The sequence below is a fragment of the Pseudomonas sp. BF-B-15 genome, assembly GCF_019946675.1.
Classification (GTDB): Bacteria; Pseudomonadota; Gammaproteobacteria; order Pseudomonadales; family Pseudomonadaceae; genus Aquipseudomonas; species Aquipseudomonas migulae.
In genome coordinates this window covers 1-11,133 of the sequence record NZ_JAGYFZ010000051.1, presented here as the reverse complement: position 1 = coordinate 11,133, position 11,133 = coordinate 1, and the positions used below count along the sequence as shown (strand labels likewise).

Genomic DNA, 11,133 nt, shown 5'->3' with positions numbered 1-11,133 from the left:
GTTACGGAGGGTTACGGATAAGACGGCGATGTCTCCAAAAAATTGACTTCGCTGAAAGCCGCGGTTTTACTGGGCTTCGGCGGTGCGTAATTTTTTTGAAGAAGAAATTGTTACGGATCGCACGACAGGCGCGCATTGCTACGAGAGACACTCGGCGGCATAATGTAGCCCCTTTTTTCTGCCCCTACATGTGGAAGGTTCCCGTGACTCAGAAGCCCGACCAGTGTCTTGGTGAATGGATCGACCGTGAAGCACTCGCAGAAGCGATGATTCCGCTTATCGGTCAGCTCTACCGCAATAACAACGTGGTGAGCTCGATCTATGGCCGCAGCCTGATCAACCAGTCTGTCATCGCGATTCTCAAAGCTCACCGCTTTGCTCGCCATCGTTCTTCCGACGATAGCGAACTCTCCGTCCACGAAACATTCCCTCTGCTGAAAGCCATGAGCGAGCTCAAGCTCGGCGCGGCTTCGGTAGATTTGGGCAAGTTGGCGTACAAATTCCGCGTCGAAGGCAATGGCCGTACTGCCGAGCAGTTCGTCCGTGAAGAAATGGCTGAAGTGGTTGGCCAGCAAAACGCCTCCGCTCGCAAAGGCACCGACGTTGTGCTGTACGGCTTCGGTCGTATCGGCCGTCTGCTGGCGCGCATCCTGATCGAAAAAACCGGTGGCGGCGACGGTCTGCGTCTGCGTGCCATCGTGGTGCGCAAGGGCGCCGAGAACGACCTGACCAAGCGCGCCAGCTTGCTGCGCCGCGATTCGGTACATGGTTCGTTCAACGGCACCATCACCATCGATGAAGAAAACAACACCATCACCGCCAACGGTAACCTGATCCAGGTTATCTACGCGAAGAACCCGACTGAAGTGGATTACACCCAGTACGGCATCAAAGACGCGCTGCTGGTGGACAACACCGGTGTATGGCGTGACGCCGATGGCCTGGGTCAGCACCTGGCGTGCCCGGGTATCGACCGCGTTGTTCTGACCGCGCCTGGCAAAGGCAAGCTGAAGAACATCGTTCACGGTATCAACCACGGCGAAATCACCGCTGACGACAAGATCGTTTCGGCTGCTTCCTGCACCACCAACGCCATCGTGCCGGTGCTGAAGGCTGTCAACGACAAGTTCGGCATCGTCAACGGTCACGTTGAAACGGTTCACTCGTACACCAACGACCAGAACCTGATCGACAACTTCCACAAGGGCGATCGCCGTGGCCGTAGCGCCGCGTTGAACATGGTGATCACCGAGACCGGCGCTGCCACCGCTGCTGCCAAGGCTTTGCCTGAGCTGGCTGGCAAGCTGACCGGTAACGCGATCCGTGTTCCGACGCCAAACGTGTCGATGGCCATTCTCAACCTGAACCTTGAGAAAGCCGCCACCCGTGAAGAGATGAACGAGTACCTGCGCTACATGGCGCTGCACTCCGATCTGCACAAGCAAATCGACTTCGTCAATTCGCAGGAAGTGGTCTCCACCGACTTCGTTGGCTCGCGCCACGCAGGCGTTGTGGACGCTGAAGCAACCATCACCCAAGACAACCGCGTTGTTCTGTACGTTTGGTACGACAACGAATTCGGTTACAGCTGCCAGGTGGTTCGCGTGATGGAAGACATGGCCGGTGTAAACCCGCCAGCATTCCCGCGCTAAGCCTTAGCTGCACATGAAAACGCCCCGACTTTGGTCGGGGCGTTTTTGTTTGTGGGGGCTTTTGAGCCGTGTCGCCAGGTCGGGCCTCATCGCTAGCAGGCTAGCTCCCACAGGGGACTTGTGAACGACACAGATCCAATGTAGGAGCGAGGCTTGCCCGCGAAAGCGGTCTGTCAGGCGCCGCCAACCACCGCCGCCTGCGCCGTCCGCAACTCATGCCGGTTACCACGGAACAACACCAGCGTCGCAATCAACCCCAGCACTGCCGCGCCGCTGAGCCAGATCCCCGGCGCAGCCTTGTTATCCAGCACATGAATCAGGTACGTACAGGCTGCCGGCGTAAACCCGCCGAAGGTTGCCGTCGCCAGGCTGTAGGCCAGAGAGAAACCGGTCGTACGAACTTCCACTGGCATGATCTCGGTCAGCGCCACGACCATGGCGCCGTTGTACGAGCCATACAGGAATGACAACCACAACTCGACGATCAGCAAATGGCTGAAGCTCGGGTTCGCCACCAGCCACGACAGGGCAGGGTAGGCGGTGAGAATCGCCAGAATGGTCGCCGCGAGAAGCAGGGGTTTTCGCCCGATCCTGTCGGACACAGCACCCATCACCGGCAGCCAGAAAAAGTTCGACAGGCCGATACAGACCGTCACCAGCAACGCATCCAGATCCGACAGGTGCAGTTCGGCTTTGCCGAAGGTCGGGGTGTAGGCGGTGATCAGGTAGAACGACACCGTGGTCATCACCACCAACGCCATGCCGGCGATGACAATGCCAAAGTTCTGACCGATCGAGTGGACGATTTCCCGCAGGGTAGGGCGGTGTTTTCGTGCCTGGAACTCAGGCGTTTCTTCCAGCGAACGGCGAATCACGAAGATCACCGGCACGATCATGCAGCCGATCAGGAACGGCACGCGCCACCCCCATTCACCCATTTCTTCCGGGCTGAGCCAGTGGTTCAAACCCACCCCCAGCAGGCCGGCAAACACCACCGCCGCTTGCTGACTGGCAGACTGCCAACTGACGAAGAACCCTTTGCGCCCCGGTGTGGAAATCTCCGCGAGATACACCGACACACCGCCCAGTTCCACGCCGGCAGAGAAGCCTTGCAGCAGTCGGCCGAACAGCACGATCAGCGGCGCGGCCACGCCCAGCGTGGCGTAACCCGGCACGCAGGCAATCAGCACCGTGCCGGCCGCCATCATCGCGAGGGTGATGATCAAGCCTTTGCGGCGGCCATGACGGTCGATGTAGGCACCGAGGAAAATCGCCCCCAACGGGCGCATCAGGAAGCCGGCACCGAAGGTGGCCAGCGACAGCATCAGGGAAGCGAAAGCGCTGTCGGCGGGGAAGAAGGTTTTGGCGATGGCTGTGGCGTAAAAGCCGTAGACCATGAAATCGAACATCTCGAGAAAGTTGCCGCTGACAACGCGAAAAATCGCTTTGCCTTTGCCGGTCGTGGAGGACATGTCTGGATACTCACTTTTTAAATCTTGTAAGAAAGCGTTTCGCGTGTGTCCCATAATGGCTGGCGTGCTTTTACTGGGAGATGAAGATTTGTTAACTGGACGTTGGAAGGTGGTTGTGATGCTGGCTGGTGTTTTGGCTGGCTGCGGCAATGGCGATTCCATGGAAAGCATCGGCGGCCCGACTATGGGCAGCACTTATTCAATCAAATACGTGCGCCATGCCAATCTGCCCGCGCCCGCACAGGTGCGCAGCGAGGTGGAGAAGATCCTCGCCGAGGTCGACAAGCAAATGTCTACCTATCGCAGCGATTCGGACATCGAGCGCTTCAACGATCTGCCCGCCAATCGCTGTCAGAAAATGCCCGCGTCCATCCTCAAATTGATCCGCGTTGGTGAACAACTGTCAGAGCAAAGCGAAGGATCCTACGACCTGACCGTGGAGCCACTGCTCAATCTCTGGGGGTTCGGCCCCCGGGCGCGTGAAGAAAAAGTGCCCAATGCCCAAGCGCTTGCCGAGGTGCGGCAGCGAGTCGGTTATCAGCATCTGCGCATCGAAGGCGAACAGTTGTGCAAGGACGCCGCCGTCGAAGTCGACTTCAATAGCATCGCCGCCGGCTACGCCGTCGATACGATTGCCGCAAAACTCGACGCGATGGGCATTCACAACTACCTCGCCGAAGCCACCGGAGAGCTCAAGGCTGCCGGCAAGAAACTTGATGGCTCGCCGTGGCGCATCGCGCTTGAACAACCCCGAGACGATCAGCAAGTTGCAGAACGCATCATCGCGGTCGACGGCTACGGCGTGTCCACTTCAGGCGACTATCGCAACTATTTTCTGCAGGACGGTCGGCGTTATTCCCACACCTTCGATGCTCACACCGGTACGCCGGTCTCACACACGCTGGCGTCAGTCACGGTCATTCATCCTTCAGCGTTGATGGCCGATGGCCTATCGACGCTGTTGCTGATTCTCGGTCCTGAACGGGGTTGGGACTATGCCGAAACCCACAACATTGGTGCATTCTTTGTGATTCGTGCCGATACAGGTTTCGTCATACGTACCAATCAGGCTTTTGAGCGTCTCAGTGGCGGCAAAACTGAATGATTACGGTGATTCGCGCATTGAAAACTGGCGTTGTAGTGCAGGCAAAAGTAGCCTACGACGCGACCAAGGGTTAATGTGCGCGGCGTTGACGCTTCTATAGACTGTGTCCGGGTTCTGCACTGGCCCCAAATTGTTCCTTCACGCCGCAGATCGGCGTGATTTAGCCGCAGGTGCCGAGAGTGCCGCGGCCTGTTCTGAGGAGTATGCATGGCTGTCTACAACTACGACGTGGTGGTGCTGGGTTCCGGCCCGGCGGGAGAAGGCGCGGCAATGAACGCCGCCAAAGCAGGGCGCAAGGTGGCGATGGTCGATAGTCGTCGCCAGGTTGGCGGCAACTGCACCCACCTGGGCACCATCCCGTCCAAGGCACTGCGTCACTCCGTCCGGCAGATCATGCAGTTCAACACCAACCCGATGTTCCGGGCCATTGGTGAGCCGCGCTGGTTCTCGTTCCCGGACGTGCTGAAAAGCGCCGAGAAAGTCATTTCCAAACAAGTCGCTTCGCGCACCGGCTACTACGCCCGTAACCGCGTCGACGTGTTCTTCGGCACCGGCAGCTTCGCCGACGAGCAAACCATCGAAGTGGTCTGCGCCAACGGTGTAGTTGAAAAACTGGTGGCCAAGCACATCATCATCGCCACCGGCTCGCGTCCTTATCGTCCGGCGGACATCGATTTCCATCACCCGCGTATCTACGATAGCGACACCATCCTCAGCCTCGGCCACACCCCGCGCAAACTCATCGTTTACGGCGCTGGCGTGATCGGTTGCGAATACGCGTCGATCTTCAGTGGTCTGGGCGTACTGGTTGAGCTGGTGGACAACCGCGGCCAGTTGTTGAGCTTCCTCGACTCGGAAATCTCCCAGGCGCTGAGCTACCACTTCAGCAACAACAACATCACGGTTCGCCACAACGAAGATTACGACCGCGTCGAAGGCGTGGACAACGGCGTGATCCTGCACCTCAAGTCCGGCAAGAAGATCAAGGCCGACGCCTTGCTCTGGTGCAACGGTCGTACCGGCAACACCGATCAGTTGGGTCTGGAAAACATCGGCGTCAAGGTCAACAGCCGTGGCCAGATCGAAGTCGACGAAGCCTACCGCACCTGCGTGCCGAACATTTACGGCGCCGGTGACGTGATTGGCTGGCCGAGCCTGGCCAGTGCCGCACACGACCAGGGCCGTTCGGCCGCTGGCAGCATCGTCGACAACGGCAGCTGGCGCTTCGTCAACGACGTACCGACCGGCATCTACACCATTCCGGAGATCAGCTCGATCGGCAAGAACGAGCAGGAGCTGACTCAGGCCAAAGTGCCGTACGAAGTGGGCAAGGCGTTCTTCAAGGGCATGGCGCGTGCGCAGATCGCCGGCGAGCCTCAGGGCATGCTGAAGATCCTGTTCCACCGCGAAACGCTGGAAGTGCTGGGTGTGCACTGCTTCGGTTATCAGGCGTCGGAGATCGTGCACATCGGTCAGGCGATCATGAACCAGCCGGGCGAGCTGAATACGCTGAAGTACTTCGTCAACACCACGTTCAACTACCCGACCATGGCCGAAGCCTATCGGGTAGCGGCGTACGATGGCCTCAACCGGCTTTTTTGAGCGGCTCCGGCCGGTGGCCTGAGCCGGCCGGGGAGACCGATTTCAGCAATTCTCGAGCGTGGCGGTGGCCAAACCGGGAAAGTCTGTAATCAGGCTGTCAACGCCGAAGTCGGCGAGTCTGCGCATCAGCGCGGGCTCGTTGACTGTCCACACCGACACATGCAACCCCTGTCGCTGCGCCTTCTCCAGGCGCTCCGGCGTGCACAGGGTCCAGTTCAGCGCCAGAATCTCACAGCCATAGCTTGCCGCGACCTTCAACGGGTCGAGCCAGGCGTACTCGGCTACCAATCCGCGGGACACGTCCGGCACCAGGTCCAGCGCGGCTTTCAGTACTTCGCGCGAGCTTGAGGTGATGGTCACCTTGTCGAGCAGGCCATGACGTACAGCCATTTCACGAATCGCCAGGACGGTGGTCGCGGCGCGGGTGCGTGAAGCGCTTTTGACTTCCAGCTGCCAGTGTTCGAAATCGCATTTCTCGAACAGCTCTTCCAGCGTAGGAATAGGGCACGGCTTGATCCAGCCCGGTCCGCCCTTGCGCGCGTCGTAGGTCACCAGCTCGGCGGCTGTGTGCTCGACCACCTTGCCGCGTCGGTCGGTAGTGCGCTTGAGCGTCGGGTCGTGGATGACCATCAGCTCGCCGTCCATGGACAGATGCAGGTCCAGTTCGCAACGGCGCACGCCGTGCTTGAGGCATTGCTGAAAGCTGTTCAGCGTGTTTTCCGGTGCTTCGCCCTTGGCGCCGCGATGGCCGTAGATGAGGGTCACGGTTCTTCCTTAAATTAATTGCCTGATTCGTTTTCGCGGGCCAGGCGTCGTTCCTGGGCCTGCTTTTGCAGAATGTAGCGGGCCAGCAGTTGGCGCTGGGCATCGGTCGGGCGTTCGAACTCGGTGCCGATGTCGAAGCCGCCGCCCTTGCGGTCGCAATGGGTGACGCGCGCCCGAAGCAACAGGCCGAGGGCTTGTGGCATCAACACCAGTTTCACCGACAAGTGAGTGCCTTCAGCGATAGCGCTCGGATACTGGAAGTCGATGCCGCCTTCCGAGATGATCACTGGCTGCGGCTCGCCGATCTGCCCAAGCACGGTGATGGCGATCACCTGGCTGAGCAGATCGATGCGTTTGTTCTGGGATTTCAGGAACGCCGCGAGGGTGCGGTCGCGTTCACTGATCTGGCGCAGCAGGTGTTGCGACTCGAATTCACTCAGGTGCAATTCGCTGAGCAGGTTGAAGAGTGGGGAAGCATCCTGCAACACTTCCTGGCCTGCGGCTTCGGGAGCGGACAGGGGCCGAATTTCCAGTGCGATCGTGTCCTCGATACGGTAGTATTCGCGGCGATCTTCTTCATCTAATGTCGACATGGCGAACCCATGGTAGCGGCGGTGGTCTGAGTGTAAAGCTGGTTATCGACCCCCGCCACAAGGACGTTCCTTTTCCCTCCGAACAAGCCCCGACATGTTCAGACCTCTCTTCGTATTTATTGGCACGCGTTATACCCGTGCAAAGCGTCGCAATCATTTTGTGTCGTTCATTTCCCTGACTTCGATCATCGGTCTTGCCCTCGGCGTGATCGTGATGATCGTCGTGCTGTCGGTCATGAACGGCTTCGATCATGAGATGCGCACGCGCGTGTTGGGCATGGTGCCCCACGCGACCATCGAGTCCGGTGAGCCAATCAGCGACTGGCAGGGCCTCGCCGCCAAGGTCAAGCAGAACCCGCAAGTGACGGCCGTGGCGCCGTTTACCCAGATGCAGGGGTTGCTGACCAATAACGGCAAGGTCTCCAAGGTGCTGCTCAATGCCATCGACCCGGCGCTGGAACGCCAGGTGTCGATCATTGACAAGTTCATGCTGCAGGGCAAACTCGACGACCTCGCGCCCGGCAGTTTCGGCATCGTCATCGGCGACAAGGCGGCCGCCAAGCTCGGCGCGGCCATCGGCGACAAGCTGACCTTTGTGGCGCCGGAAGTCACCGTGACCCCGGCCGGCATGTTCCCGCGCATGAAACGCTTTACCGTGGTCGGCATCTTCCATGTCGGCGCCGGTGAAATCGACGGTTACCTGGGCGTCACCAATCTGCAGGATCTGGCGAAGCTGCACCGCTGGAAACCGGATCAGGTGCAGGGCATCCGCCTGAAGTTCGACGACCTGTTCCAGGCGCCACGCACCGCGTGGAACATCGCCCAGCAGCTCGGTGAAGACCATTTCTACGCCCGCGACTGGACCCGCACCCACGGCAATCTGTATCAGGCGATCCGCATGGAAAAAGCCATGATCGGTCTGCTGTTGCTGCTGATCGTTGCCGTGGCCGCGTTCAACATCATTTCCACGCTGGTGATGGTGGTGAACGACAAGAAGGGCGACATCGCCATTCTGCGTACCCTCGGCGCCACGCCGGGTTCGATCATGGCGATCTTCATGGTGCAGGGCACGGTCATCGGCGTGGTCGGTACGCTGATCGGCGCCGTGGTCGGGATCTTCGCCGCGCTGAACGTCAGCGCCGCGATCTCGCTGCTCGAAGGCCTGATCGGACACAAGTTCCTCAACGCCGACGTGTACTTCATCGATTACCTGCCGTCGCAAGTGCAGAGCCAGGATGTGTTGATGGTCTGCGCCGCCGCGTTGGTCCTGAGTTTCCTCGCCACCCTGTATCCAGCCTGGCGTGCCGCGCGCACCCAGCCTGCGGAGGCGCTACGTTATGAGTGAGTCGGGCATGAGTGATAAAGCAATCTTGAGCTGCCGCAACCTGGGCAAATCCTACGAGGAAGGCCCGGAATCGGTAGAAGTGTTGGCCGGTCTGCAACTGGAGCTGCATCCGGGTGAGCGCGTGGCGATTGTCGGCACCTCGGGTTCGGGCAAAAGTACTTTGCTCAACCTGCTGGGCGGTCTCGATACGCCGACCAAGGGCAGCGTCTGGCTCGACGGCGAAGAGCTGTCGGCACTCAGCGAGAAGAATCGCGGCCTGTTGCGCAATCGGTCGCTGGGTTTCGTGTACCAGTTCCACCATTTGCTGCCGGAATTCACCGCGCTGGAAAACGTCTGCATGCCGCTGCTGATCGGCAAGACCGCGATCCCGGAAGCGCGTCAGCGTGCGACGGCGTTGCTGGAGCGGGTAGGGCTGGGCCATCGCCTGGAGCACAAACCGGCGGAATTGTCCGGTGGCGAACGTCAACGCGTGGCCATCGCCCGCGCGCTGGTGAACAAGCCAGGGCTGGTGATGCTCGACGAGCCGACCGGTAACCTCGACTCCCACACCGCCCAGGGTATTCAGGATTTGATGCTGGAACTCAGCACCTCGATGCGCACGGCGTTCCTGGTGGTGACTCACGACATGAACCTGGCTCGCCAGATGGATCGCGTCCTGCACTTGCAGGAAGGTTGCCTGACGCCTATCTGATTGGTCGAAACCCGATGTCTGAAAAGACGTCGGGTCTTTTTGTTTTTATACGGTGCCCCAGCGAATGTTCAGACCGTTATCGATCTTTATCGGCACGCGCTATACCCGCGCCAAGCGCCGCAATCGCTTTGTTTCGTTCATCTCGATGACCTCGATGATCGGCCTCGCCCTCGGTGTGCTGGCGATGATCGTGGTGTTGTCGGTCATGAACGGCTTCCAGCGCGAAATGAGCTCGCGCATCCTCGGCATGGTGCCTCACGCGACCATCGTCGGCGTGAACCCGATCGACGATTGGCAGCCGGTGGCCGACGCCGCGATGAAAAACCCGGAAGTGACCGCCGCCGTGCCGTTCACCGAGATGGAAGGCATGCTCTCCTATAAAGGCACGATGCAGCCGATTCAGGTCAGTGGTGTCGATCCGGCGCTGGAAGGCAAGGTCTCGATCGTTGCCCAGCACATCGTCCAGGGGCGTCTCGATGCCTTGAAGCCGGGCGAGTTCGGTGTGGTGATCGGTGAGATCACCGCACGACGTTTCCGCTTGAATGTCGGCGACAAGATCACCCTGATCGTGCCGGAAGTCAGCACCGCACCGGGCGGGATCACCCCGCGGATGCAGCGGCTTAACGTGGTGGGCGTGTTCAAGGTCGGCGCAGAGCTGGACGGCTCCATGGCGTTGATCCACGTTGCAGATGCCGCGCAGATGCAGCATTGGGAACCGAATCAGGTGCAAAGCGTGCGTCTGGCGGTGAAGGATTTGTACGCGGCGCCGAAGGTCTCCAGCGATATCGCTGGCGGCTTGGGCACGGCGTACAAGGCTGACGACTGGACTCACACCCAGGGCAGCCTGTTCAGCGCGATGAAGATGGAAAAAACCATGATCGGCCTGCTGTTGCTGATGATCGTTGCGGTGGCAGCGTTCAACATCATCGCGACCTTGATCATGGTGGTGAACGACAAGGGCGCGGACATCGCGATCCTGCGTACCATCGGTGCCACGCCACGGCAGATCATGGCGATCTTCATGGTTCAGGGCACGGTGATTGGCGTGGTCGGCACCTTGATCGGTGGCGTGCTCGGCGTGATTGCCGCGCTGAACGTCAGTGAGCTGGTGGGCTGGGTGGAGCGGGTCAGTGGGCAGCACATCTTCAGTTCTGACGTGTATTTCGTCAGCAACCTGCCTTCGGAATTGCAGGGTGGGGATGTGCTGTTGATTTGCTCGGCCGGGTTTGTGTTGAGCTTCCTTGCGACGGTTTACCCGGCGTGGCGGGCGGCGAAGATCGACCCGGCTTGCCCGCGAAGGGGTCGGACCTGCTGGCCTCAATCCCCCTTCGGCAACTCAATCACAAACCGCGTCCACCCATTCTCCGATTCGCAACGAATCTGCCCGCCATGGGCCCGAATGATCGACTGGGTAATCGCCAACCCCAACCCCGCATGTTCACTGCTGCCTTCCTGTCGCGCCGGATCTGCGCGGTAGAAGCGATCAAACAAACGCGGCAGTAATGCCCCGTCAATGCCGTCGCCGCTGTTCTCGACCGTCAGACTCAAACCTTCAGGCCGCTCGATAATCCGCACCCGAACCTCGCCATCGGCCGGCGTGAATCGCAGCGCGTTATCCAGCAAATTCGAAAGTGCCCGACGCAACATGCTCCGGTCTCCCTCCAGGCGCGCGTTGCCTTCGCGGCTCAACGTCACCTGGGCGTCTTCGGCCAATGGCGCAAAAAACTCCAGCAACACATCCGCTTCTTCCGCCAATTCCAGGGGTTCACATTTGGGCATCAGCAACCCGTGATCAGCCTTGGCCAGGTACAACATGTCGTTGACCAGTTGCGCCATCCATTGCAGTTCTTCGAGGTTGCTGTGCAGTGCTTCGCGGTAATCCTCAAGGGGGCGTGGGCGGGTGAGGGT

General features: G+C 59.8%; 9 protein-coding genes and 1 pseudogene. 6 read left to right on the top strand and 4 right to left on the bottom strand.

Annotation, left to right across the window (positions count from 1 at the left end; all coding sequences use genetic code 11):
• Positions 1–188 precede the first annotated feature (188 nt).
• Positions 189–1,652, top strand: a complete 1,464-nt coding sequence (locus KGA97_RS17340) for a glyceraldehyde-3-phosphate dehydrogenase (RefSeq protein WP_008028461.1) — start codon at positions 189–191, stop codon at positions 1,650–1,652.
• Between the two features lie 173 nt (positions 1,653–1,825).
• Here KGA97_RS17340 and KGA97_RS17335 read toward each other — a convergent pair whose 3' ends face one another.
• Positions 1,826–3,124 carry an MFS transporter gene (locus tag KGA97_RS17335; protein ID WP_008028459.1) on the bottom strand — a complete coding sequence of 433 codons (1,299 nt, stop codon included), beginning with the start codon at positions 3,122–3,124 and terminating at the stop codon, positions 1,826–1,828.
• A gap of 118 nt (positions 3,125–3,242) precedes the next feature.
• On the opposite strand from KGA97_RS17335, the gene KGA97_RS17330 reads away from it, so the two are divergent.
• Both KGA97_RS17330 and sthA read left to right on the top strand, forming a co-directional pair.
• The gene (locus tag KGA97_RS17330; protein WP_223481155.1) at positions 3,243–4,229 is read left to right on the top strand and encodes an FAD:protein FMN transferase; all 987 of its coding nucleotides are present in this window, start codon (positions 3,243–3,245) and stop codon (positions 4,227–4,229) included.
• A 207-nt stretch (positions 4,230–4,436) separates the two neighbouring features.
• Positions 4,437–5,831: a Si-specific NAD(P)(+) transhydrogenase gene (gene sthA, locus KGA97_RS17325; RefSeq protein ID WP_008028455.1), complete on the top strand. Its 1,395-nt coding sequence runs from the start codon at positions 4,437–4,439 to the stop codon at positions 5,829–5,831.
• A 42-nt stretch (positions 5,832–5,873) separates the two neighbouring features.
• Here sthA and KGA97_RS17320 read toward each other — a convergent pair whose 3' ends face one another.
• Both KGA97_RS17320 and KGA97_RS17315 read right to left on the bottom strand, forming a co-directional pair.
• Positions 5,874–6,596, bottom strand: coding sequence for a glycerophosphodiester phosphodiesterase (locus tag KGA97_RS17320; protein ID WP_008028453.1), 723 nt, complete (start codon positions 6,594–6,596; stop codon positions 5,874–5,876).
• Between the two features lie 14 nt (positions 6,597–6,610).
• Positions 6,611–7,189: a PilZ domain-containing protein gene (locus tag KGA97_RS17315; RefSeq protein WP_223481150.1), complete on the bottom strand. Its 579-nt coding sequence runs from the start codon at positions 7,187–7,189 to the stop codon at positions 6,611–6,613.
• A 94-nt stretch (positions 7,190–7,283) separates the two neighbouring features.
• On the opposite strand from KGA97_RS17315, the gene KGA97_RS17310 reads away from it, so the two are divergent.
• The 3 genes and pseudogenes from KGA97_RS17310 to KGA97_RS17300 all read left to right on the top strand — a co-directional run.
• Positions 7,284–8,534 carry a lipoprotein-releasing ABC transporter permease subunit gene (locus KGA97_RS17310; protein WP_223434359.1) on the top strand — a complete coding sequence of 417 codons (1,251 nt, stop codon included), beginning with the start codon at positions 7,284–7,286 and terminating at the stop codon, positions 8,532–8,534.
• A 7-nt stretch (positions 8,535–8,541) separates the two neighbouring features.
• Positions 8,542–9,225 (top strand): lipoprotein-releasing ABC transporter ATP-binding protein LolD, encoded by a 684-nt coding sequence (gene lolD / locus KGA97_RS17305; RefSeq protein WP_167362922.1) that lies wholly within the window; start codon positions 8,542–8,544, stop codon positions 9,223–9,225.
• A gap of 64 nt (positions 9,226–9,289) precedes the next feature.
• Positions 9,290–10,513, top strand: a pseudogene (locus KGA97_RS17300) (lipoprotein-releasing ABC transporter permease subunit); the annotation flags it as partial.
• 29 nt (positions 10,514–10,542) lie between these two features.
• On the opposite strand, the gene KGA97_RS17295 reads toward KGA97_RS17300, so the two are convergent.
• On the bottom strand, positions 10,543–11,133 hold a 591-nt coding region (locus tag KGA97_RS17295; protein WP_223481149.1), incomplete at its 5' end, for an ATP-binding protein.

Excerpts from the sequence above, each read along its gene's own strand:
- KGA97_RS17340 (WP_008028461.1), top strand. The coding sequence starts at position 189 with ATGTGGAAGGTTCCCGTGACTCAGAAGCCCGACCAGTGTCTTGGTGAA.
- KGA97_RS17335 (WP_008028459.1), bottom strand. The coding sequence starts at position 3,124 with ATGTCCTCCACGACCGGCAAAGGCAAAGCGATTTTTCGCGTTGTCAGC.
- KGA97_RS17330 (WP_223481155.1), top strand. The coding sequence starts at position 3,243 with ATGCTGGCTGGTGTTTTGGCTGGCTGCGGCAATGGCGATTCCATGGAA.
- sthA (WP_008028455.1), top strand. The coding sequence starts at position 4,437 with ATGGCTGTCTACAACTACGACGTGGTGGTGCTGGGTTCCGGCCCGGCG.
- KGA97_RS17315 (WP_223481150.1), bottom strand. The coding sequence starts at position 7,189 with ATGTCGACATTAGATGAAGAAGATCGCCGCGAATACTACCGTATCGAG.
- KGA97_RS17310 (WP_223434359.1), top strand. The coding sequence starts at position 7,284 with ATGTTCAGACCTCTCTTCGTATTTATTGGCACGCGTTATACCCGTGCA.
- lolD (WP_167362922.1), top strand. The coding sequence starts at position 8,542 with ATGAGTGATAAAGCAATCTTGAGCTGCCGCAACCTGGGCAAATCCTAC.